This is a genomic window from uncultured Tateyamaria sp. (assembly GCF_947503465.1).
Classification (GTDB): Bacteria; Pseudomonadota; Alphaproteobacteria; order Rhodobacterales; family Rhodobacteraceae; genus Tateyamaria.
The window spans coordinates 1,284,631-1,305,916 of sequence record NZ_CANNDN010000001.1 but is presented as its reverse complement, the minus strand read 5'-3'; the positions used below and the strand labels follow the sequence as shown (position 1 = coordinate 1,305,916).

Genomic DNA, 21,286 nt, shown 5'->3' with positions numbered 1-21,286 from the left:
CATGGCCGACATCACAACAGACGTCCTGATCATCGGAACAGGCCCCGCCGGATCCGCCACGGCGGCGCTTCTGTCGACCTACGGCATCGAAAACATGGTGGTGAACCGCTATCGCTGGCTGGCCAACAGCCCCCGTGCGCACATCACCAACCAGCGCACGATGGAGGTGCTGCGCGATCTGGGCCGCGAGGTCGAGGACGAGGCTTACATGCACGCCACCGAACAGGACCTGATGGGGTCGAACGTGTTCTGCGAAAGCCTCACGGGCGAGGAACTGGGCCGCATCCAGACCTGGGGCACGCACCCGCTGTCCCGCGCCGAACACGACCTGTCTTCGCCCAGCAAGATGAACGATCTGCCGCAGACCTTCATGGAACCGCTGCTGTTCAAGACCGCCTGTTCGCGCGGGACGCAGGCGCGCATGTCCTGCGAATACCAAAGCCACGAGGCAGACGGCGAAGGCGTCACAACCACGCTGCTTGATCGGCTCACGAACAAGACGTTTACCGTGCGGTCCAGGTATCTGGTCGGCGCCGACGGCGGCAATTCGCAAGTCACCGAAAACACCGGTCTGCCCATCGAAGGCAAGATGGGCGTCGCGGGGTCCATCAACCTGCTGTTCAAGGCGGACCTCAGCCAACATGTCGCCCATCGCCCATCCGTTCTCTATTGGGTCATGCAGCCGGGTTCGAATGTTGGCGGCATCGGCATGGGGGTTGTGCGGATGGTGCGCCCCTGGACCGAATGGCTTGCCATCTGGGGCTACGATATCGATGGTGAACGGCCCGAGCTGAATGAGGACGAGGCCAAGAAAATCATTCGTGACCTCGTGGGTGATCCGGACCTCGACATCGAAATGCAGGGCATCAGCTACTGGACGGTGAACGACGCCTATGCCACGCAACTCAGCAAGGGCCGGGTGTTCATCATGGGCGACGCGGCCCACCGGCATCCGCCGTCGAATGGGTTGGGCTCCAACACCTCGATCCAGGACGCCTTCAACCTGTCCTGGAAACTCGCCGCCGTGCTCAAGGGGCAGGCGGGCACGGGGCTTTTGGACAGCTACAACACCGAACGCGCGCCCGTGGCGAAACAGATCGTGACCCGCGCCAATCAGTCCATCGGCGAATTCGGCCCCATCTTCGAGGCCCTTGGCCTGATCGGCCACACCGACCCGGACGTGATGCAGGCCAACATGGACAAGCGCTGCGACAGCACGCCCGAGGCCGAGGCCCAGCGGGCCGCCCTGCGCGAGTCCATTGCGTTCAAGAAATACGAATTTGACGCGCACGGGGTCGAGATGAACCAGCGCTATCGCTCGGATGCGGTGGTGACGGACGGGCAGATGGAACCGGCCTTCGATCTGGATCACGAACTGCACTACCAGCCCACCACGTGGCCGGGGGCGCGGCTGCCGCATGTCTGGCTCTATGATGCGCAGGGGGCCAGGCATTCGACGCTCGACTTGACCGGGGGCGGCTTTGCGCTGCTCACCGGCCTGAACGGTCGCGCCTGGGCAGAGGCGGCGACACAGGTTGCCGCGGACATGGGCATCCGGCTTTCGACCCATGTCATCGGGCCACGCCAGCCGCTGATCGATCACACGGGCGATTGGGCCCGTGCCCGCGAAGTGGGCGAAGCGGGCTGTGTCCTTGTGCGCCCCGACCACCATGTCGCCTGGCGCGCCGAAGGCCTGTCAGACGATCCCAGGGCCGACCTTGACCGCGTGCTGCGCGCGATCCTGGCCCGGAACACCCAACAGGAGGCTATCGCATGACCGCCCATGACGGATACTTCACCGAAGACAACTCGGCCGAGGTGGTCAACGCCCGCACCACGACCGACAACGCACGGCTGGCCCAGGTGATGGAGGCGATCGTGCGTCACATGCACGCCTGCGTGAAGGAGATCGAACCGACGGACGAGGAGTGGTTCAAGGCGATCATGTTCCTGACCGAAACCGGCCACATGTGCACCGACTGGCGGCAGGAGTTCATCCTGCTCAGCGATACGCTGGGTGTGTCGATGCTGGTCGACGCCATCAACAACCGCAAACCGTCCGGCGCGTCAGAATCCACCGTCCTGGGTCCCTTCCACCTGCCCGACGCGCCCGAAATGGCGATGGGCGACAACATCTGCCGCGATGGCAAGGGCGACCCGATGTTGGTCAAGGGGCGCATCCTGGATACGGACGGCACCCCCATCGACCAGACCAAGATCGATGTCTGGCAGGCCAATGACGAAGGGTTCTACGACGTGCAGCAAAAGGGGATACAGCCCGATTTCAACCTGCGCGGCGTGTTCCGTACGGGCGCGGACGGGCACTATCACTTCAAGGGTGTTAAACCGAAATACTATCCCATCCCCGACGATGGCCCCGTGGGCAAGCTGATGGGCGCGCTGGGCCGGCACCCGTACCGCCCGGCGCACCTGCACTACATCATCGAGGCGGACGGGTTCGAAACCCTCACCACCCACATCTTCGACCCCGACGATCCCTACATCCATTCGGACGCCGTTTTTGGCGTCAAGGAAAGCCTGATGGCCAAATTCGATCTGATCGAGGATGCGGCCAAAATAGCCGAGGCGGGGATGGACGGCCCCTATTATGAAGTCACCCACGACTTCGTTCTGGCCCGCGCCTGATATCGCCGCCGTCAAAGGGGGCGGCCTGCGCCCCCCAGGCCTGTTGGCCCACCCCCCGAGGATGTTTCTGATCCCAGAGACATTCCAGCTGGTGCGCTGGTCTTCCGTACCCCCCCAAAATCCTCCCGGACGGGGACGATCTGCTGCCAGCGCCGCCCCTTTCCATTTGACAGACCCGTCTCGCCCGGTCTCACATGCGGCCAAACACATTCCGGGAGGACAAACCATGATGAGAACCCGCGCCGCTGTCGCTTTGGAAGCTGGCAAGCCCCTTGAAATCATGGAGGTAAACCTCGATGGCCCGCGCGCCGGCGAAGTGCTGGTCGAGATCAAGGCCACCGGCCTGTGCCATACAGATGAATTCACCCGCTCCGGCGCCGACCCCGAAGGGATCTTCCCTGCCATCCTCGGCCACGAGGGCGCAGGCGTGGTGATCGAAGTGGGCGAAGGGGTCACCACGCTCGACGTGGGCGACCACGTCATCCCGCTTTACACGCCCGAATGCCGCGAATGCGAATACTGCCTGAACCCCAAAACGAACCTGTGCCAGAAGGTGCGCGCGACCCAAGGCCAAGGCCTGCTGCCCGACGGCTCGACCCGCTTTTCCATGCTCGATGGCACGCCGATCCACCACTACATGGGCTGTTCCACCTTCGCCAACCACACCGTCGTGCCCGAGATTGCACTGGCCAAGGTCCGCAAGGACGCCCCGTTTGACAAGATCTGCTACATCGGCTGCGGCGTCACCACGGGCATTGGTGCCGTCATCAACACCGCCAAGGTCGAGATCGGCAGCCGCGCCATCGTCTTCGGTCTGGGCGGCATCGGTCTGAACGTGATCCAGGGGCTCAAGCTGGCCGGTTGCGACCAGATCGTCGGCGTCGACCTCAATGACAGCAAGGTCGAGATGGCCGAACATTTCGGGATGACCGACTTCGTCAACCCCTCCAAGGTTGACGGCGACATGGTGGCTCACCTGGTCGAATTGACCAATGGCGGGGCCGACTACACCTTTGACGCCACCGGCAACGTGGACGTGATGCGGACCGCGCTCGAGGCCGCGCACAAGGGATGGGGCGAGTCCATCATCATCGGGGTGGCCCCGGCGGGCGCCGAAATATCGACCCGGCCCTTCCAGCTGGTCACCGGCCGCGTCTGGCGCGGCACCGCCTTCGGTGGAGCCAAGGGGCGGACGGATGTGCCCAAGATCGTGGATTGGTACATGGACGGCAAGATCGAGATCGACCCCATGATCACCCACAAGCTGACCCTGGACGAGATCAACCACGGCTTTGACCTGATGCACGAGGGCAAGTCGATCCGGGCGGTCGTCGAATTCTGAGACACGCCTGTCCCTGACAAACGGTCACGCGGCGATCCTTCAGGGATCGCTGTTTCCGTTTGCCGTGGCGCGGATTTCCAGCCCATTGGCGCGATCTGCAGGTTTCCCGCGCGCGCCTCTGGGCCTATCTTAAGTGGTAACGGGACCTTTTCAGGAGCGCGCCATGAAACTCACGGTCAACGGAACAGAACACGAGGTGGATGTCGAAGACGACATGCCGCTGCTTTGGGTTCTGCGAGACGAATTGAACATCAAAGGTGTCAAATATGGCTGCGGCGTGGCCCAATGCGGGGCCTGCACCGTGCATATCGACGGCGAAGCCGTTCGGTCCTGCCAAACGGCGGCGGCCGATGTCTGGGGCGATGTCACGACGATCGAAGGTCTGGGTACGCCGGACGCCATGCACGCGGTGCAAGCGGCCTGGGTGGAACATCAGGTGGCGCAATGCGGCTATTGCCAGTCCGGGCAGATGATGCAGGCCGCCGCACTTCTTGCCTATAACCCGTCGCCCACGGACGCCGACATTGATGATGCCATGAATGGCAACCTGTGCCGCTGCGGCACCTACAGCCGCATCCGCGCCGCCGTCAAGACGGCCGCAACCAAGTTGCAGGAGGCCTGAGCATGAGCCGCATCGGAAAAATCGCGCGCCGCACGTTTCTTGTCGGTTCCGCCGCCGTGCTGGGTGGGGTGGCCTTTGGCTACTACGCCTATCAACGCCCCGTGTCGAACCCGCTGCTGGACGATCTGTCAGAGGGGGAGGCGGCGCTGACACCCTACGTCAAGATCGACAGCGCCGGCATCACCCTGATCACGCCGCGCGCGGACAGCGGGCAGGGGGCCTATCATGTGCAGGCGGCCCTGATCGCCGAGGAACTGGATGTCGAACTGGATCAGGTGCGCATTGATCCCGGCATGCCGGACCCCGCCTATTACAATACCGCGCTCAGCGCCGAAGCCGCCCCCTTCCGTTCGACCGATGACGGTTTTGCCGCGAATTCGACGCGCGGGATCATGGATGCCATGATGAAGTTCATGGGTATGCAGATCACCGGCGGCTCGACCACCGTGCCCGACAGCTTCGAAAAGCTACGCCTGGCCGGGGCGGTCGCGCGCGAGACGCTGAAAGCCGCCGCCGCACAGCAAACAGGGGCCGATATCGCGGACCTGCGCACCGAAAAAGGCGCGGTGATCCTGCCGGGGGGCGGCGCGCTGGCCTACACCGAACTGGCTGCAACGGCTGCGACACTCGATCCGGTCAACGATGTCACGCTCCGCGATCCATCGACCTGGCGCCTTGTCGGAAAAGAGATGGAGCGCGTTGATATCGTTGCAAAGTCAACGGGCACCCAAGCCTACGGGATCGACTTCGAGATGGAGGGCATGGTGCATGCCTCGGTGCGCACCAGCCCGCGTCGCGGCATGATGAACGGCTTTGACGATGCCGCCGCGCGTGGCATGCGCGGCGTGATCGACATCGTACAGGTCAAGGATGGCGTCGCCGCCGTCGCCGACAATACATGGCGCGCCATTCAGGCCGTGAACGCCATCGATGTCGACTGGGGACCGGCCACTTACCCGGCCGAGCAGGAGGACCATTGGCAGGCCCTGTCCGACAGCTTCAACAGCGACCAGCAGGACAGCCGCTTTCGCGATGACGGCGATGTGGACGCCGCCCTCGACGGGGCCGACATCATCGAGGCCGAATACCGCGCCCCCTATCTGGCCCACGCACCGCTCGAGCCGATTTCGGCCGTTGTGCAGGTCACGACTGACCGGGCCGACGTGTGGACGGGCACCCAGATCCCGCGCTTTGTGCAGACAAATGTCGCCAAGCTGACTGGGCTGGATGCCGATCAGGTCTTTGTGCACGTGCTGATGATGGGCGGCAGCTTCGGGCACCGGCTCGAAGACCGCGTTGTGCGTGAAGCCACTGAAATCGCGATGCAAATCAAAGGCACGCCGGTCAAGCTGACCTATAGCCGCGAGGAAGACACGATCCAGAACGACACCCGCCAGATCGCGATGGCGCGCGGGCGCGGCGCGGTCAGGGACGGCCAGGTTGAAGCCTTTGATCTGGGCATTGCCATGCCGTCGGTGATCGCAAGTCAAATGGGCCGGCAGGGCTTGCCGACGCCGGGGCCCGACTTGCAGATCGTTGCGGGGGCGTGGGAACAGCCCATGCAAATCCCGAATTACCGCGTGACAGGGTACCGCGCGCCCGAACTTGCGCCCGTGTCCAGCTGGCGGTCGGTCGGGGCATCGACCAACGGGTTCTTCCACGACGTCTTCCTCGACGAACTGATCCACGCCGCAGGGGCCGATCCCATGGAAGAACGGTTGCGCCTGTGCTGGCACGACCCATCGCGCAAAACGCTGGAGGCGGTGGCCGAAATGTCGGGTTGGGGCAATGCCCCCGGACCGAACAAGGGCCGTGGCGTTGCGTTCTGCATGTCATTCGGCGTGCCCACGGCCGAGGTTGTCGAGGTCACCCGCGTGGACGGCGCGATCAGGATCGACAAGGTCTGGGTCGCCGCTGAAGTGGGCCGCGTGATTGACCCGATCAATTTTGAAAACATGGTGCAGGGCGGCATCGTCTGGGCGCTGGGCCACGCGATGAACTCGGAAATCACCATCTCCGACGGCATGGCCCAACAGCGCAATTTCTACGATTTCGAAGGCATGCGGCTCAGCCAGGCACCGGAGATCATCGTGCGCGGCCTCGAGAACGGCGACACCGTGCGCGGGATGGGGGAACCCATGGTGCCGCCTGCCGCCGCGGCCCTGTCCAATGCGATCTTTGCGGCCACGGGACAGCGGGTGCGCGAGATGCCGATGATGCGCCATATCGATTTCGTCTGACGCGTCGCGGAACCGGGGGCAGGGCGCACTTGCCCCCACACGACCCGACCATGCCGTTTCTGTGCTGATTCCGGACCGGTCCTGCCGCTAAAGTGCCCAAAGCACGCGGACAGGGAGGTCCATACATGGCACCACGCATGGTTTTCGACGGGATCTATACCCCTGTGGTGACCCCGTTCAGCGCGGACTATTCCCCCGATTTCGGGGCCTTGCGCGACGTGCTGGACCGGCTGATCGGCGCCGGTGTGCATGGCGTGATCTCGGGCGGATCGACCGGCGAAAACTATGCCATGACGGTCAAGGAACGGCTGGCCGTCGCCCAAGAGACGATTGACATCGTAAACGGACGGGTCCCGGTCATCATGGGGACCGGTGCGATGCTGCCCGCCGACATGATGGCGCTTGCCATGGGCGGCAAGGCCATGGGCGCCGATGCCCTTCTGGTCGCCACGCCGCCATACGCCGTCCCGACCGAGCGCGAGAATGCCCTCAATGCGCTCAGCCTCGATGCCGCCGCCGACCTGCCCATCATGCTGTACAACTACCCTGGCCGCATGGGCGTGAACATGGGTTGCGAATTCCTCGACCGCGTGGGCCGGTCCCGCAACTTCTGCGCGATCAAGGAAAGCTCGGGCGACATCAACCGCGTCCACCTTCTGGCCCGCGACTACCCCCATATCCAGATGTCCTGCGGCATGGACGACCAGGCGCTTGAATTCTTTGCCTGGGGTGCCCGCAGTTGGGTCTGCGGCGGGTCGAACTTCCTGCCCGACGAACATATCGCCCTCTGGCGCGCCTGCCGGGTCGAAGGGGACTTCGACAAGGGCCGCCGCATCATGTCCGCCATGATGCCGCTGATGCGTGTCCTCGAACAGGGGGGCAAGTTCGTACAATGCATCAAGTACGGTGTGACCCATCAGGGCATTGATACCGGCGCGATCAGGCCGCCGCTCAAGGCGTTGAACAAGGATGACAAACGCGGCCTGGAACAGGTGATCCGGGTGCTGAAAACCACAATTGCGCAGATCGAACAGGAGGGTTGAGCGATGCTGACGACCGAAGAGTACAAAGCCATTGCCGCCTCTCTGACACCGGCGACCAACGCGTTTATCGATGGTGCGTTCCGGCCTGCCGCATCGGGCAAGACTTTTGATACGATCAATCCGGCCACCGGCGACGTGATCGCGCAGGTGGCCGCCTGCGCCGCACAGGACGTGGACCTTGCCGTCACTAAGGCGCGCGCGGCCTTCGACGATGGCCGCTGGTCCCGCCGGCATCCGTCCGACCGCAAGGATGTGTTGATCCGCCTGTGCAAGCTGATGACCCGCAACGCCCGTGAACTGGCTGTGTTGGAAAGCATCGACAGCGGCAAGACCATCCATGATTGCGAAACCGTGGACATCCCCGAAGCGATCCATTGCATCAAATGGCACGCCGAGGCGATTGACAAGATTTACGATTCCGTCGCGCCCGCCTCGGATGACCACATCGCGATGATCCTGCGGGAACCCGTCGGCGTCGTGGGGCTGGTGCTGCCGTGGAACTTCCCGCTGTTGATGATGGCGTGGAAGATCGGGCCCGCGCTGGCCTCTGGCTGTTCGGTGGTTCTGAAACCTGCAGAGGAAACCGCGCTGACCGCGTTGCGCATGGCGGAACTGGCGATGGAAGCCGGGGTGCCGCGCGGCGTGCTGAACGTGGTGCCCGGCCATGGCCCCGATGTGGGTGAACCCATCGGGCGGCATATGGATATCGACATGGTCAGCTTCACGGGCTCGACCGAAACGGGGATGAAATTTCTGCACTATGCCGCTGACTCCAATGCCAAAGAGGTCGTGCTTGAGATGGGGGGCAAGAACCCGTGCATCGTCATGGAGGATGCCGAAAACCTGGACCGTGTGGCCCAGCATGTCGTGAATGGCGCATTCTGGAACATGGGCGAAAACTGTTCCGCCATCTCGCGTCTGATCGTGCACGAGGATGTGCGAGAGGACCTGCTGAAACGGATCGAAGCGCATATGCGCCATCTGCCTGTGGGCGACCCGCTTGATCCTGAAACCCGGCAGGGCGCGCTGGTCAGTGGTGCGCATTTTGACAAAGTGTGTGGGTATGTGGACAACGCTGGGGACATCCTTGTGGGCGGAACTGTGGACAAACCGTTTGTTTCTCCAACCGTCGTGGCAACATCGCCTGACAACATATTGGCCAAGGACGAGATTTTTGGCCCGGTATTGTCCGTCATCACCATCCGCTCGTTTGACGAGGCGATGTCGGTTGCCAATGACACGGCCTATGGGCTGTGCGCGTCACTGTTCACCGCAAATGCCAAGCGCGCCATGCGGGGCGCGCGGACGCTGCGGGCGGGCACGGTTACGGTCAACAGCTATGGCGAAGGCGACATCGCGACGCCCTTTGGCGGGATGAAGATGTCGGGCTTTGGCGGGCGCGACAACGGGCTGCAGGCGCACGATCAATACACGCAGCTGAAAACCATCTGGCTTGATCTTGCCGATGACGCGGACGAGGCCGTCGAGTGACCTATTTCGCTCGGCGCCTGCCACGGCACCGGGGCCCTGCTGCCTGGGCAGAGATTATCGGGCCTGGCCCGGATTTCTCTCGGCTGGAGGATCACGTGACTGCGGATGTGACCGTTGTCGGGGCCGGGTTTGCGGGCCTGTCTGCGGCACGCCGCGTGATGCAGCATTGGCCGCAGGCCCGTGTCGTGGTGCTGGATGCGTGGCGGGTGGCCGACGGTGCGGCTGGGCGCAATTCGGGTTTCATGATCGATTTGCCGCATGATCTCGCATCCGAGGATTACGCGGGCGGCGGTGATGATCACGTGCTGACGGGCCTCAATCGCCAGGCGATCGCATTTGCGCGCGCAGCGGTGCAGGACTACGGGATTTCGCCCGACTACTTCGATCCGGCTGGCAAGGTCAACGGGGCCGCTACGGACGGGGGAGAGGCCCATAATCGAAGCTACGCCAAGCACTTGCAGGATATGGGCGAAGCCTGTGAATGGCTGGATGCCACCGCGATGCAGCAGCTGACGGGGTCGGCGCACTACCGGTCGGGTCTGTATACCCCGGGCACCGTGATGTTGCAGCCTGCGGGCTATGTGCGCGGTTTGGCGACGGGGCTTGCCAGGACTGCAAATATCCATGACCGCAGCCCGGTGCTCAGCTTCTCGCGCTCGGGGACGGATTGGGTGCTGAAAACCCCGAAAGGCGCCGTGAGCACCGGCAATGTCATTCTGGCCGTGAACGGGCATCTGGAAAGCTTTGGGGTCGCAAGGGGGCGGTTGGTACAGCTGTTCCTGTTTGCCTCGATGACCCAGGCGCTGGACCCGAGCGCCATCGGCGGCGCATCGCGCTGGGGCGTGACCCCGTCCGATCCCATGGGCACGACCGTGCGTCGCATCGATACGGCGCAGGGCGGGCACCGGATCGTGACCCGCAATTGCGCGGTTGTGCGGCCCGGAATGCGGCCAACCGAACGGGACATGGCGCGCGCGGCACGCGCGCATGCACGCGCCTTCGCCCTGCGGTTTCCGCACCTGGCCCGCGCGCGACAGGACTATGTCTGGGGCGGTCATCTGTGCCTGACCCTGAACGGCGTGGCCCACGCGCGCGAGATCGAGCAGGGCGTGTTCAGCGCCTGTGTCCAGAACGGCCTGGGCACAGCGCGCGGGACATTGACAGGGATTGCCGCCGCAGACAGATGCTGTGGCCAACCGTCTGGAATCACAGACTATTTCGAGGCAGAGGCCACACCCAAACGCCTGCCACCGCAACCATTTGCCAGCGTCGGCGCAAATGCGTATCTGCGCTGGAAAGAGTGGCGCGCGGGCAAGGAGTAGTCTTTCTTCCACCTGATTGCTCAGGTTGTGCACAGGTGTAGCGCTGTCGCTTTAACCCTAGCAGCGGAGCTCTTTACTTATCCCCAGACGGCACCTCAATAGGTCTGGTTCAACGCATCTGCGGCCGGGATTTCGCGCTCGCGCCGCGCGATGTACTCCAGAAGGGCCTCGTTCACACCTGCCTCCAGTGTCGGTTCCTCATAGCTTGCCAAAAGGGACCGTGCATGGGTCAGCGCCCGTTCGGTAATCTCCTTGCCGCCCTCGGCCTGCCATTGCTCGATCGAATTGTTGTCGAACAGTTCCGGCATGAAGAACGCGGTCTGAAAATTCTCCTGCGTGTGAGGGTGACCCAGATAGTGCCCGCCGGGCCCCACATCGGGCACGGCCGCCAGAGCAGTGTCAAAGTCGTCCCAATTCACCCCTTCGGCCATGCGGTACGCCATCGCGCATTGCTCGGCATCGACAATGAACTTGGCGGTCGAACAGTGCATGCCCGCCTCGTTCCAGCCCGCCGAATGCCAGATGTAATTCGCGCCCGCGTGCATCACGGCCGACAGCGTGGTGGCGCTTTCGTACCCGGCTTGGGCATCAAAGGTCTTGGCCCCGCCCAGCGTGTTCGACGTGCGCCAGGGCACGCCATAGAACCGCGCCATCTGGCCGATCATGAAGTTCATCATCGAAATCTCGGGCGTCCCCGCCATGGGCGCGCCCGACTTCATCGACACGGTGGACAGGTAGTGGCCGTAGATGGCCGGGCACCCGCGCCGGATCACTTGCGTATAGGCCAGCGCCGATAGCGCCTCGGCATTCAATTGCGCGACCGATGCCGCGACGGATGCGGGGGTGTTGGCCCCGCCCAGCACGAAGGGCGAGCACAGAACCGGTTGATTGCGCTTGGAAAAGGCACGCATCGCGCCCAGCATCGTTTCGTCCCATACAAGGGGCGAGTTGCCGTTGCAATTGCCGGTGGTGACCGGATGGTCCTCCATGAAGTCAGCGCCGAACAGGATCGCGCACATGTCCAGCACATCCTCGGCATTCCTGGGGCTGGTAGTCATGCCCATGAACGTCTTGTCCGAGTGCTTCATGGACGAGTAGGTGATCCGCAGATGCCGCTGGCTGATCGGGTGATCATAGGGTTCGACGATGTGGTGGGCGGACGAATGCAGGCTGGGCATCATGTGGCTCAGCTTGTGAAACATCGCCAGATCATCGAGCGTCGGATTGCGGCGCACATCGTCAAGGTCACGCAGATAGGGCGCGCCGGTCATGGGCACGAAGATGCTGTGCCGCCCGCCCAAGCGGACGTTCTTGCGCGGGTCGCGGGCGTGGTAGGTGAAGTCCGACGGGATCGTCGCAATCAACTCGCGCACCAGCCCCCGGTCCAGATACACGGTGTCGTCGTCGACCTTGGCCCCGGCGGCGTTCCAGTCCGCCAATGCGATGTCGTCGCGAAACACGACACCGACGTTTTCGAGGATGTCCATCGACGCCGCGTCGATCCGTTCGACCTGGCTGCCATCCATGATCTCGCACCAGGGCAGGGTGTTTTTCAGCCCCGGCAGCATCGCGACATTGGGGGCCGCGCGCAGGGCGCGGCGGCTGGCGCGGCCGCCGGACCGGGTGCGGAGTGCGGGCATCTGGACCTCCCTTGAAACCTGCCCCGAGTGAACGTCTCGGGCGACGGCAAGGTGGGTCAAAAGGCGAAGGGATTGGCCTGCGAGCGACGTTTTTCGGCTGTCCCCGCGGGGACAGGCGGGTTTGTCCCCGCGGGGACAAGGTGTTCGGCGCGTTTACGCAATCTCAAGGGGTGTGCGAAACAGGCGCGGGATCAAGGGCTTTGCCAGCGACCGCTGGGTTCCGGAAATTTTAACCCGCCGAAACGCACACTGTGCGCCGACACCCCCTGGCGCGCGCTCAGGCGGGTGTCAGGCCCAGCCCGGACAGGGCGCGGATGTGCCCGATGATGTCGTCGACGCCGGTGCCATGGCGCAGCGCGGCAAAGACAAAGGGGCGCATCCCGCGCATCTTTTTCGCATCCCGTTCCATCACGTCCAATGACGCGCCCACATGGGGGGCGAGGTCGGTCTTGTTGATGATCAGCAGATCGGATTTGGTGATGGCCGGCCCGCCCTTGCGGGGAATTTCCTCGCCCGCAGCGGTGTCGATCACGTACAGGGTGATGTCGGCCAGTTCCGGCGAGAAGGTGGCTGACAGGTTGTCGCCCCCCGATTCAATCAGGATCGCCTCGACCTCGGGGTGGCGCGCCCGCATCTCGGCCACGGCGGCCAGGTTGATCGACGCATCCTCGCGGATGGCGGTATGCGGGCAGCCGCCGGTTTCGACCCCGATGATCCGGTTTTGCGGCAGGATCTGGCGGCGCATCAATTCCTCGGCATCCTCTTGCGTGTAGATGTCATTGGTGATCACGCCGATGGAATGCTGGTCTTTCAAGGCGGTTGCGAGGGCGGCGGTAAGCGTGGTCTTGCCTGCCCCCACGGGACCGCCGATGCCGATGCGGAGGGGGCCGTTGAGTTGGGTCATGTGCGAAAGATCCTTGGTTGCAGGGTTTCGTGGCGCATGGCCGCGATGTCGGCGGCAAAGCTGGTAGAGGTGAGCGCGTCGAGCGGGGTGGTTTGTGCCGCGCCTGCGGTGTCTGCAATGGCGGGGGCGAGCGCGGCGAGGACCGTCTGACCGTCCGTTTGACCAAGCGGCAGGGCGCGTTGCGCGACCGAGACGAGGTTGGATGCAAAGGCATGCAGGTAGAGCGGGAGCGTGTTGCCAAGCGGGATGTCCATGGCGCGGGCCGCCGCCCCGACGGCAACGGGATAGGTGAGGCCGTGCAGGTCCAGCCCCCAGACGGCACGGGCCGTGTTGCAGAAGGCCGCCCCTTGCAGGTCGGTTTCCCTGAGCCGCTCTGCGCTGGCGGCAAAGGCGCGGGCGGTGGCATCGACATGGCCCAAATCGTCGGTCGCATATGCCGCGGCCAGCAGGATCGCGTCGGCGCGGCCTGACCCCTGTGTCACAAGGGCTTCAAGGTAGTCTTGCAGGCTGCGCGCATCCTGCACCGTGCCGTCGGCGATCACCTGTTCCAACCCGTGCGAATAGGCGAAGGCCCCAACCGGAAAGGCGGGGGAGAGCCATTGCATGAGGGTCAGCGAGGCGGTCATGTGTGGCTGCGAGAGTGGTCGTGGCCGTGGGTGCGGCCATGGCCGTAAGCACCGCCTTCGGGGGTGAAAGGCTCCACCACCTCGCGCGTCGTTGCCCCGATCCTGGCCAGCATGTCGGCCATCACGTGATCGCGCTGGATCAGCAGGCGGTTGGCCTCGATCTGGCAGGGCGTGTGGCGGTTGCCGATATGCCAGGCGATGCGGTGCAGCGCGTCGCCGGTGACTTCGAGCAATGGCTCGGGCGCGGCGTCGATGCGGATTTCGGTCTTGTCCGTGGTGATCAGGGCACCGCCTTGATCGAGCGATGTTGTCTGCGGCAGGTCCACGAGCAGTTGCGCGCCGGAGGCGAGCGTCAGCACCTTGCGGCGCAGGAACCGGTCCTCGTAGGTCAGCGATACATGATCGCTGACCTGACCGTGAGTGTGACTGTGGTAGTTTTGGGCGGTCAGCATGGGGCGACCCCCGCGCCTAGGACCAGTCCCCGTTGGCAATCAGGTGCCACGCGGCGTCGCGGTGCTTGAGGCCCCGCGCTTTCAGTTCTGCGTCCGTCAGGGCGTAGATGGCCTGGGTCTGTGCCATCGCACCGTGGGGTGCGCTGATCGCGGTGAGGAAAGCGGCGAGCCGCTGCGAAAGGGTCATGGGACACCTGTTTTGTTGCTCCTTTGAACAGGTGGGCGTGCGGTGCGGGGCCTGCTAGGGGCCGCCGCGCATAGCCGGGTTTCGGGTGGTGCATGGCGGTGCGGGGGTGAGTGTGTGGTGTGGTCTGCATGTGAACGCTCAGTCCGTGATGGCTTCGATCCGCGTGTAGGCATAGCTTAGCTTGTCGGCGCCGGTGCCGGATTCGACCAGGTATGACAGGCCGAGATCGGACAGGTAGTGATATGTCTCTTGGTCGCTTGGCGCGGTGCCGAACCGCCCGGTCACGGGAATCATGGCATATTGGCAAGAACCGTAGCGGATGGTTGTCCGGGCGCCGAAGTCGTAGGTGTGCTGTTCGCGCTGCCCACGGTTGTTTTCGACGTAGACCACCGTGTCCGACCAGGTGAAATTTGCCTTGGGTTCGGGCAGTGGCACCGCAGTGGGGTCATAGACGTACTGGATGAGCGTATCGAGGTCGGGGCGTCCGTTCTGAATATCGTAGGCGGTGACCATGAAAAGACCGTTGATCAGCACCGCCTCGCTCTCGAACCCGTCCGGATCGCGGAAGCGGGAGGCCGTGTTGCCGTCAGCAAGGCGGGTGAAGGTTTCGCTTTCGCCCGCTGCATTTGAGACGCGCACGCCAGTGGCAAGATCGCTGGCAGTGGGGCAGGCAAGGGCTGCGGCGGTGGTGGCGCACAAAGCGACGGCAGAAAGGGGGATGTTTCGCATCCTCAAAACAGGAAATACCGCTGCGCCATCGGCAGCACCTCTGCGGGCTGGCAGGTCAGCAACTCGCCATCCGCGCGCACCTCATATGTCTCTGGGTGCACCTCCACATGCGGTGTGGCGTCGTTCAGCTTGAGGTCCTTCTTGCCGATCTGCCGCGTGTTCTGCACCGCCACCGTGTCCTTGTGCAGACCCAGCGATGCTCCGATCCCCTCAGCCTGTGCCGCCGCAGACACGAAGGTCACGGCAGAGCGTTCGACGGACCGCCCATAGGCCCCGAACATGGGCCGTGTATAGACCGGTTGCGGCGTCGGGATCGACGCGTTCGGGTCCCCCATCTGGGCGCAGGCAATGGTGCCGCCCAGCAGCACCATTTCCGGCTTTACTCCGAAAAAGGCGGTGTTCCACAGGCACAGATCGGCGCGCTTGCCCACTTCGATGGACCCGATTTCGTGGCTGATCCCGTGCGCAATCGCCGGATTGATCGTGTATTTCGCGATGTAGCGGCGCACGCGCATGTTGTCGTTGTCGCCTGTTTCCTCGGGCAGCGGCCCGCGCTGTTTCTTCATCTTGTCCGCCGTCTGCCAGGTGCGGATCAGCACCTCGCCCACGCGGCCCATGGCCTGGCTGTCCGACGCGATGATGGAAAACGCGCCCATGTCGTGCAGGATATCCTCGGCCGCGATGGTCTCGCGCCGGATGCGGCTTTCGGCAAAGGCGACGTCCTCGGGGATCGACTTGTCGAGGTGGTGACACACCATGAGCATGTCCAGATGCTCTTCGAGCGTATTCACGGTGAAGGGGCGCGTGGGGTTGGTCGAGGAGGGGAGCACATGCTCTTCCCCGCAGATCTTGATGATGTCCGGCGCGTGCCCGCCGCCTGCTCCTTCGGTGTGGAAGGCGTGGATGGTGCGGCCTTTCATGGCGGCCACGGTGTTCTCGACAAACCCGCTCTCGTTCAGCGTGTCGGTGTGGATCATCACCTGCACATCCATGTCGTCGGCGACGGACAGGCAGCAGTCGATGGCGGCGGGCGTCGTCCCCCAATCCTCGTGCAGTTTCATGGCGCAGGCGCCCGCCCTGACCTGTTCTTCGAGCGCCGCAGGCAGCGACGCGTTGCCCTTGCCCGCAAAGGCGAGGTTCATCGGGAAGGCATCGGCGGCCTGCAGCATCCGGCCCAAATGCCACGGCCCCGGCGTTACGGTCGTGGCCAGCGTCCCGTGCGCAGGCCCCGTGCCGCCGCCCAGCATCGTGGTGAGGCCGGAATGCAGCGCATCCTCGATCTGCTGTGGGCAGATGAAGTGGATGTGGCTGTCAAAGCCCCCCGCGGTCAGGATCTTGCCCTCACCCGCAATCGCCTCGGTCCCCGGCCCGATGATGATGTTCACGCCCGGTTGCGTGTCGGGGTTGCCCGCCTTGCCCACGGCGGCGATGCGCCCGTCCTTCAGGCCCACATCGGCCTTGTAGATGCCCGTCCAGTCCACGATCAGCGCGTTGGTGATGACGGTGTCGACGGCCCCGTCGGCCCGCGTGACCTGCGATTGCCCCATCCCGTCGCGGATGACCTTGCCGCCACCGAACTTGACCTCTTCACCATAAAGCAGGGCGGTGTCGCCACTGCCCCCGGTCGAAGCCTGGCCCGCACCTTCGGCGGTCAGGTCACGCTCGACCTCGATGATCAGGTCGGTGTCGGCAAGGCGCACCTTGTCGCCCACAGTGGGGCCGAACATGGCGGCATAGTCGCGGCGGGAGATGGATGTGGGCATGGGTCAGATCCGTGTTGTCAATGCGCGCTTGGTCAACCGGCGCGCATTGGCGCGGGTCTTGCGACGCAAAGGGGCAATGCCCGCCGCCAGCACGGTGTTCACGGGCTGCAGGGTCAAGGTCTCGCGCCACATGGCGATCTGGCTTTCCGTCAGGGCCGACACTTTCTCGGACACCATGCGCTTGTTTTCGGTGGGGCCGACGGGAAACACGCCGGCCATTCCAAGCAGACGCATCCCGATAACGGCCTGTGCTTCCGCCATCAGATAGGCCAGGTTCCAGGCATTCGCGCCCATGCCGAACGGGTCCAGGGCAGATGGTTTGCGGCGGTTTGGCATTACAAGACTCCAAGTATGAGAGGTCAGAAGGAACTAGGGGGTGGTCAAGGCCTGCAATTCGGCCATCCGCACCCGTGTCATACGCTCAAGACACGTGTACCAGACCAAGGGCTGAATGCTGCCGCCGCCAAAGGGCGCGATCTCGGACGTGCAGGTCGCGTCGCGATAGGCCAGCCACTTGCGCTGTGCATCCAGCAGGGCCGCGCCGGCACCCAGACCGTCCATATAGCCCTTGATCCCCGGCCACACCGCATTCAGCTGTGCATCCGCCTGCGCGTATCGGGCCGCGGCACATTCGTTCATTTCCAGCTGGGACTGTCCCGGGCAGGCGGCCTGAGCCGCGCCTCCGAGAAGAACCAGCGCGGCACTATACCAAAAACGCATCATCCACCTCCACCTGCATCGCGGTCACCAGGCCGTTTGTCTGCATCGCCATGCCGATGACGCTCAGCACTTCACCGTATTGCGCCGCGCTCATCCCCTTGGCCCGTGCCGCCGCGGTGTGGGAATGGATGCAATATTCGCATCCGTTCGCCACGGACACGGCGATATAGAGCATCTCCTTGACCAGCGGATCCAGATGGCCCGGACCCATCACATCCTTCAACCGCCCCCATGTCGCCGCCAGCAGTGCCGGATCATGCGCCAAAGCCCGCCAGAAGTTGTTGATGTCATCCGTCCCCCGCACGGCGCGGATGTCGTCGAAGACGGCCAGCACCTCGGCGCTGGCCTCCTGATCCGATATGAGCGGCAGGGTCGCCATCACACCATCGCAAAGATGCGGGCGGGACCACCCGTGCCGCCGCGATGGGTGGGCGCGCCCACAACCAGCGTGGCGCCGGCGGCGGGCACCTGACCCAGACCGGCCAGGTTCTCGATCCCGTAGCGGCCCGCAGGCAACCAGGCATAATGGGTGTCAAAGGTCTCGGACGGGCCATGATCCAGAGACAACGTGTCGACGGCCATGGCACCTGCGCCGGTTTCCTCCAGCAGCATGCGCGTGGCTTCGATATGGAAGCCCGGGAAATGCATCTTGCCGTCAGAGCCGACATTGCGATAGCCGTCGCCGCCGGTCTTGCCCGCCCAGCCCGAATGCATGGCAACACAGGCCCCGTCGGGGATGTCGCCGTGATCGGCCATCCATGCCGTCAGGTCGTCCGGCGTCACCTGGGCGTCGGCGTCCCCTTCCGCGCGCGCGGCGATGTCCACGACGCACAGGGGCACAACAAGGCTGCTGACCGGGATCTCGTCCACCGACGCCCCGTCGGCGGAAAAGTGCAGCGGCGCGTCGATATGCGTGCCGGTGTGTTCATTCACCGACAGGTTGAACAGGTTGAACCCGTGTTCGGCAAAGTTGAACGGCTGTTCGGTGCTGATGCCGGGGGCCCCGAAATATGTGGGGAACGCCTCGTCATAGACATGGGTCATGTCGACAACGCCACCGTGGCCCGCCGCCATCGCAGGGGGGGCCGCCGTCACGCCCAGGGTTGCGGCCGCACCCGCCGCTGCGCCTGTCTTGAAGAACGCGCGCCGCGACAGCATCCGCTCCTTCACCGTATTCATCACGCAAACATCACACATCGGTCTATCCTTCCATTGGGGTTGCCCTGCTCAAAGGTCGCCCATCACCTGGCTGTTGAACCCGTACACCTTGCGCGCGCCGCCGATGGGGATCAACTGAACATCCCGCGACTGGCCGGGCTCGAACCGCACGGCGGTGCCTGCGGCGATGTCCAGTCGCATGCCGCGCGCGGCGTCCCGGTCAAAGTCCAGCGCGCCGTTGGCCTCGCCGAAATGATAATGGCTGCCCACCTGCACGGGCCTGTCGCCGGTATTGGCCACATGCAGCGTGATGGCGCGCGCGCCCGTGTTGAGTTCGATATCGCCCGCCGCGGGGATCACTTCACCAGGGATCATTGCGCGACACTCCTCTTCATTGTTCCAAAAATATGCATGGCTCACCGGATCGGATTGTGCACCGTCACCAGCTTGGTGCCATCGGGAAAGGTCGCCTCGACCTGCACGTCATGGATCATCTCGGGCACGCCCTCCATGCACTGGTCGCGGGTGATGACCTGTGCGCCCGCCTCCATCATGTCGGCCACGCTGCGGCCGTCCCGCGCGCCTTCGACCACCGCATCGGTGATCAGCGCGATGGCTTCGGGATGGTTCAGCTTGACGCCGCGCGCCAGCCGCTTGCGCGCCACTTCGGCGGCCATGGAAATCAGCAGCTTGTCCTTTTCACGGGGGGTAAGTTGCATGGGTCACAGTCTCCAGCAGAGGGGCAGGTGACCACCGGTCAGGTGGTCCAGAATGGGCAACAGCGCCGTGCGCAGATGGTAGCCCGACGGGGCGAGGCTGCGCAGAACAAGGGTGTTTTCGGTCAGAAGGCTGGCGCCGCCGGTGTCGGGCAGAAGGGCGCGGATCGTCTTCAGATGGGCCGCGGCATCCGGCGCGACATAGGTCAGGCTGACCATGGCGGTGGCCCCGCCGCCAACGGCCGCGCCAGCCATCCGGGCGGTCATGCCGCCGCTCAGGGTCCAGGCATCCATGACCAGGGGCGCACCCGCCCGCGTGATGCTGATCCGGTCCGCAAAGTGCCCCTGCACATGATCCTCGCCCATGGCGATGCGGCCCAGGCACATCGGCTCGACAATCAGCGCGCGGGCGGTCGGGGCCAGGTCGCAGGACAGATGGCGTGTCATCGCGCAGCCATCAAAGATCAGGGTTTCCTGCGGCAGCCACCACAGGGTCGCGTGGTCCTGAACCGCAAGGCGGGTGTCGACCCGCCCGACCTCGCCCGGCTGCGCGCGGTAGGCCCGTTCGCAGGCTTGCGTGGTCAGGGTCAGGTGGGTGCCCGGCCCCGCCGTCGCACCGTAGTCGAACCGGTCGCCGCCCGTCACCCCACCGGAGGTGTTCAGCAATACCGCTGTCAGACCACGGGCCGCACGGGGAAACACGGCCTTCGCCGCGCCCTGCTGATACAGACCATCAATGGCGGTGTGTCCGCCGACCGTCTTGGTCGACACCCGCACGGACCCGATCGCGCGCGGTTGGGTCCGTGCGGCTGTCGGTGTCTTCAGTGGGCTTTGGGCATTCATTGAGGGCCTGGGCAGCTTGGGCTGTGGTGATAAGACCACTCTCCCGCACGTCCGACCAGCCCCTTCGGACCTTGCCCCGGAATTCGTCCGCCAGCTGCCTAATTTTCAGGCAAACGGCGCAGCAAATAGGTGTCCATGATCCAGCCATGGGCCGCACGGGCGCGCGCACGGGTCTGAACGATGCGGTCCGCCACCTCCGACAGCCGCCCATGGTCCAGGATCTGCTCGGGCATGCCCAGATAGGCGCCCCACCAGATGTCGAACGCATCGCCGTCCAGGGACCGAAAGGTGCAATCGCCATCCAGCATCACCACCAGCGTCTCGCATCCCTCGGGCCAGCCCTGATCGCGCAGCCGCCGCCCGGTCGAGAGGGTGACAGGCGCGTTCAGCGTATTCAGCGGAATGGCATGGGCCGCCGTCAGGGCCTGCACGGACGTGATGCCAGCCACGACACGCACCCTTGGCTGCGGGTCCAGCCGCGCCGCGATGCGCAAGGTGCTGTCATAGAGCGACGGATCGCCCCACACCAGCAACGCCACCGTTCGCGCTGCGGGATGCTGCGCGATGGCATCGATCCAGCGGCGCGCAATCTCGTCATGCCAGGCGTCGACCCGCGCGATATAGGGCAGGCTCTCATCCCGTACGGGCATGTCGAACAGCGCGACGGGCGCATCGCCGCGCACCTCTGCAATGATCTGCGTGCGCAGGTCGGCCAGATCGGACTTGCCCGCCCCCTTGTGCGGCACAAGGAACAGATCGGCCTCCGCCATCACGCGGCGGGCCTCGCCGGTCAGATGCTCGGGGTTGCCGGTGCCGATGCCTATGAGGAACAGCTGCACCAC

Annotated in this window: 23 protein-coding genes; 8 read left to right on the top strand and 15 right to left on the bottom strand. The window is 64.4% G+C overall.

Annotated features, from left to right (window positions below):
- Position 1 precedes the first annotated feature (1 nt).
- The 8 genes from Q0844_RS06695 (at position 2) to Q0844_RS06660 (ending at position 10,706) form a co-directional block, all read left to right on the top strand.
- Positions 2–1,777 (top strand): FAD-dependent monooxygenase, encoded by a 1,776-nt coding sequence (locus Q0844_RS06695; RefSeq protein ID WP_299043241.1) that lies wholly within the window; start codon positions 2–4, stop codon positions 1,775–1,777.
- Positions 1,774–2,646, top strand: coding sequence for an intradiol ring-cleavage dioxygenase (locus Q0844_RS06690; RefSeq protein WP_299043240.1), 873 nt, complete (start codon positions 1,774–1,776; stop codon positions 2,644–2,646). Before Q0844_RS06695 ends, Q0844_RS06690 begins: the two co-directional genes overlap by 4 nt.
- 229 nt (positions 2,647–2,875) lie before the next feature.
- Positions 2,876–3,988, top strand: a complete 1,113-nt coding sequence (locus Q0844_RS06685) for an S-(hydroxymethyl)glutathione dehydrogenase/class III alcohol dehydrogenase (protein ID WP_299045228.1) — start codon at positions 2,876–2,878, stop codon at positions 3,986–3,988.
- Between the two features lie 163 nt (positions 3,989–4,151).
- A complete protein-coding gene (locus Q0844_RS06680; protein WP_299043239.1) occupies positions 4,152–4,610 on the top strand; it encodes a (2Fe-2S)-binding protein in 459 nt (152 codons plus the stop codon).
- 2 nt (positions 4,611–4,612) lie between these two features.
- The gene (locus Q0844_RS06675) at positions 4,613–6,850 is read left to right on the top strand and encodes a molybdopterin cofactor-binding domain-containing protein (RefSeq protein ID WP_299043238.1); all 2,238 of its coding nucleotides are present in this window, start codon (positions 4,613–4,615) and stop codon (positions 6,848–6,850) included.
- Between the two features lie 137 nt (positions 6,851–6,987).
- Positions 6,988–7,893 (top strand): dihydrodipicolinate synthase family protein, encoded by a 906-nt coding sequence (locus tag Q0844_RS06670; RefSeq protein ID WP_299045227.1) that lies wholly within the window; start codon positions 6,988–6,990, stop codon positions 7,891–7,893.
- A gap of 3 nt (positions 7,894–7,896) precedes the next feature.
- Positions 7,897–9,384: an aldehyde dehydrogenase gene (locus Q0844_RS06665; RefSeq protein WP_299043237.1), complete on the top strand. Its 1,488-nt coding sequence runs from the start codon at positions 7,897–7,899 to the stop codon at positions 9,382–9,384.
- Positions 9,381–10,706, top strand: coding sequence for an FAD-binding oxidoreductase (locus tag Q0844_RS06660; RefSeq protein WP_299043236.1), 1,326 nt, complete (start codon positions 9,381–9,383; stop codon positions 10,704–10,706). The genes Q0844_RS06665 and Q0844_RS06660 overlap by 4 nt, the downstream gene beginning before the upstream one ends.
- Positions 10,707–10,801: 95 nt before the next feature.
- Here Q0844_RS06660 and Q0844_RS06655 read toward each other — a convergent pair whose 3' ends face one another.
- From Q0844_RS06655 to cobF, 15 genes are all read right to left on the bottom strand, one after another.
- Complete coding sequence (locus Q0844_RS06655; protein WP_299043234.1) at positions 10,802–12,346, bottom strand: trimethylamine methyltransferase family protein; 1,545 nt, start codon at positions 12,344–12,346, stop codon at positions 10,802–10,804.
- Between the two features lie 277 nt (positions 12,347–12,623).
- Positions 12,624–13,250: an urease accessory protein UreG gene (gene ureG, locus Q0844_RS06650; RefSeq protein WP_299043233.1), complete on the bottom strand. Its 627-nt coding sequence runs from the start codon at positions 13,248–13,250 to the stop codon at positions 12,624–12,626.
- Entirely contained in the window at positions 13,247–13,876 is a 630-nt protein-coding gene (locus Q0844_RS06645) for an urease accessory UreF family protein (protein WP_299043231.1), read from the bottom strand. Before Q0844_RS06645 ends, ureG begins: the two co-directional genes overlap by 4 nt.
- Positions 13,873–14,328: an urease accessory protein UreE gene (locus Q0844_RS06640; protein WP_299043229.1), complete on the bottom strand. Its 456-nt coding sequence runs from the start codon at positions 14,326–14,328 to the stop codon at positions 13,873–13,875. Before Q0844_RS06640 ends, Q0844_RS06645 begins: the two co-directional genes overlap by 4 nt.
- A 16-nt stretch (positions 14,329–14,344) precedes the next feature.
- On the bottom strand, positions 14,345–14,515 hold the full coding sequence (locus Q0844_RS06635; protein WP_299043226.1) for a hypothetical protein: 171 nt from the start codon (positions 14,513–14,515) through the stop codon (positions 14,345–14,347).
- 138 nt (positions 14,516–14,653) lie between these two features.
- The gene (locus tag Q0844_RS06630; protein WP_299043224.1) at positions 14,654–15,244 is read right to left on the bottom strand and encodes a hypothetical protein; all 591 of its coding nucleotides are present in this window, start codon (positions 15,242–15,244) and stop codon (positions 14,654–14,656) included.
- A gap of 2 nt (positions 15,245–15,246) precedes the next feature.
- Positions 15,247–17,007: an urease subunit alpha gene (ureC, locus tag Q0844_RS06625; protein ID WP_299043222.1), complete on the bottom strand. Its 1,761-nt coding sequence runs from the start codon at positions 17,005–17,007 to the stop codon at positions 15,247–15,249.
- A gap of 3 nt (positions 17,008–17,010) precedes the next feature.
- The gene (locus Q0844_RS06620) at positions 17,011–17,343 is read right to left on the bottom strand and encodes an antifreeze protein (RefSeq protein WP_299043221.1); all 333 of its coding nucleotides are present in this window, start codon (positions 17,341–17,343) and stop codon (positions 17,011–17,013) included.
- A 33-nt stretch (positions 17,344–17,376) separates the two neighbouring features.
- Complete coding sequence (locus Q0844_RS06615; protein ID WP_299043220.1) at positions 17,377–17,730, bottom strand: lysozyme inhibitor LprI family protein; 354 nt, start codon at positions 17,728–17,730, stop codon at positions 17,377–17,379.
- Positions 17,711–18,106, bottom strand: a complete 396-nt coding sequence (locus Q0844_RS06610; RefSeq protein ID WP_299043219.1) for a carboxymuconolactone decarboxylase family protein — start codon at positions 18,104–18,106, stop codon at positions 17,711–17,713. Before Q0844_RS06610 ends, Q0844_RS06615 begins: the two co-directional genes overlap by 20 nt.
- A complete protein-coding gene (locus Q0844_RS06605) occupies positions 18,106–18,924 on the bottom strand; it encodes a cyclase family protein (RefSeq protein ID WP_299043218.1) in 819 nt (272 codons plus the stop codon). The genes Q0844_RS06610 and Q0844_RS06605 overlap by 1 nt, the downstream gene beginning before the upstream one ends.
- Before the next feature lie 30 nt (positions 18,925–18,954).
- Positions 18,955–19,260 carry an urease subunit beta gene (locus tag Q0844_RS06600; protein WP_299043216.1) on the bottom strand — a complete coding sequence of 102 codons (306 nt, stop codon included), beginning with the start codon at positions 19,258–19,260 and terminating at the stop codon, positions 18,955–18,957.
- A 41-nt stretch (positions 19,261–19,301) separates the two neighbouring features.
- Complete coding sequence (locus Q0844_RS06595) at positions 19,302–19,604, bottom strand: urease subunit gamma (RefSeq protein ID WP_011569872.1); 303 nt, start codon at positions 19,602–19,604, stop codon at positions 19,302–19,304.
- 3 nt (positions 19,605–19,607) lie between these two features.
- The gene (locus Q0844_RS06590) at positions 19,608–20,444 is read right to left on the bottom strand and encodes an urease accessory protein UreD (protein ID WP_299043210.1); all 837 of its coding nucleotides are present in this window, start codon (positions 20,442–20,444) and stop codon (positions 19,608–19,610) included.
- A 98-nt stretch (positions 20,445–20,542) separates the two neighbouring features.
- Positions 20,543–21,286 (bottom strand): precorrin-6A synthase (deacetylating), encoded by a 744-nt coding sequence (gene cobF, locus Q0844_RS06585; RefSeq protein WP_299043209.1) that lies wholly within the window; start codon positions 21,284–21,286, stop codon positions 20,543–20,545.

What these genes read in the sequence shown, in the direction of transcription:
- Q0844_RS06695 (WP_299043241.1), top strand. Translation starts at nt 2, where the DNA reads ATGGCCGACATCACAACAGACGTCCTGATCATCGGAACAGGCCCCGCC.
- Q0844_RS06690 (WP_299043240.1), top strand. Translation starts at nt 1,774, where the DNA reads ATGACCGCCCATGACGGATACTTCACCGAAGACAACTCGGCCGAGGTG.
- Q0844_RS06685 (WP_299045228.1), top strand. Translation starts at nt 2,876, where the DNA reads ATGAGAACCCGCGCCGCTGTCGCTTTGGAAGCTGGCAAGCCCCTTGAA.
- Q0844_RS06680 (WP_299043239.1), top strand. Translation starts at nt 4,152, where the DNA reads ATGAAACTCACGGTCAACGGAACAGAACACGAGGTGGATGTCGAAGAC.
- Q0844_RS06675 (WP_299043238.1), top strand. Translation starts at nt 4,613, where the DNA reads ATGAGCCGCATCGGAAAAATCGCGCGCCGCACGTTTCTTGTCGGTTCC.
- Q0844_RS06670 (WP_299045227.1), top strand. Translation starts at nt 6,988, where the DNA reads ATGGTTTTCGACGGGATCTATACCCCTGTGGTGACCCCGTTCAGCGCG.
- Q0844_RS06665 (WP_299043237.1), top strand. Translation starts at nt 7,897, where the DNA reads ATGCTGACGACCGAAGAGTACAAAGCCATTGCCGCCTCTCTGACACCG.
- Q0844_RS06655 (WP_299043234.1), bottom strand. Translation starts at nt 12,346, where the DNA reads ATGCCCGCACTCCGCACCCGGTCCGGCGGCCGCGCCAGCCGCCGCGCC.
- ureG (WP_299043233.1), bottom strand. Translation starts at nt 13,250, where the DNA reads ATGACCCAACTCAACGGCCCCCTCCGCATCGGCATCGGCGGTCCCGTG.
- Q0844_RS06645 (WP_299043231.1), bottom strand. Translation starts at nt 13,876, where the DNA reads ATGACCGCCTCGCTGACCCTCATGCAATGGCTCTCCCCCGCCTTTCCG.
- Q0844_RS06640 (WP_299043229.1), bottom strand. Translation starts at nt 14,328, where the DNA reads ATGCTGACCGCCCAAAACTACCACAGTCACACTCACGGTCAGGTCAGC.
- Q0844_RS06635 (WP_299043226.1), bottom strand. Translation starts at nt 14,515, where the DNA reads ATGACCCTTTCGCAGCGGCTCGCCGCTTTCCTCACCGCGATCAGCGCA.
- Q0844_RS06630 (WP_299043224.1), bottom strand. Translation starts at nt 15,244, where the DNA reads ATGCGAAACATCCCCCTTTCTGCCGTCGCTTTGTGCGCCACCACCGCC.
- ureC (WP_299043222.1), bottom strand. Translation starts at nt 17,007, where the DNA reads ATGCCCACATCCATCTCCCGCCGCGACTATGCCGCCATGTTCGGCCCC.
- Q0844_RS06620 (WP_299043221.1), bottom strand. Translation starts at nt 17,343, where the DNA reads ATGCCAAACCGCCGCAAACCATCTGCCCTGGACCCGTTCGGCATGGGC.
- Q0844_RS06615 (WP_299043220.1), bottom strand. Translation starts at nt 17,730, where the DNA reads ATGATGCGTTTTTGGTATAGTGCCGCGCTGGTTCTTCTCGGAGGCGCG.
- Q0844_RS06610 (WP_299043219.1), bottom strand. Translation starts at nt 18,106, where the DNA reads ATGGCGACCCTGCCGCTCATATCGGATCAGGAGGCCAGCGCCGAGGTG.
- Q0844_RS06605 (WP_299043218.1), bottom strand. Translation starts at nt 18,924, where the DNA reads ATGTGTGATGTTTGCGTGATGAATACGGTGAAGGAGCGGATGCTGTCG.
- Q0844_RS06600 (WP_299043216.1), bottom strand. Translation starts at nt 19,260, where the DNA reads ATGATCCCTGGTGAAGTGATCCCCGCGGCGGGCGATATCGAACTCAAC.
- Q0844_RS06595 (WP_011569872.1), bottom strand. Translation starts at nt 19,604, where the DNA reads ATGCAACTTACCCCCCGTGAAAAGGACAAGCTGCTGATTTCCATGGCC.
- Q0844_RS06590 (WP_299043210.1), bottom strand. Translation starts at nt 20,444, where the DNA reads ATGAATGCCCAAAGCCCACTGAAGACACCGACAGCCGCACGGACCCAA.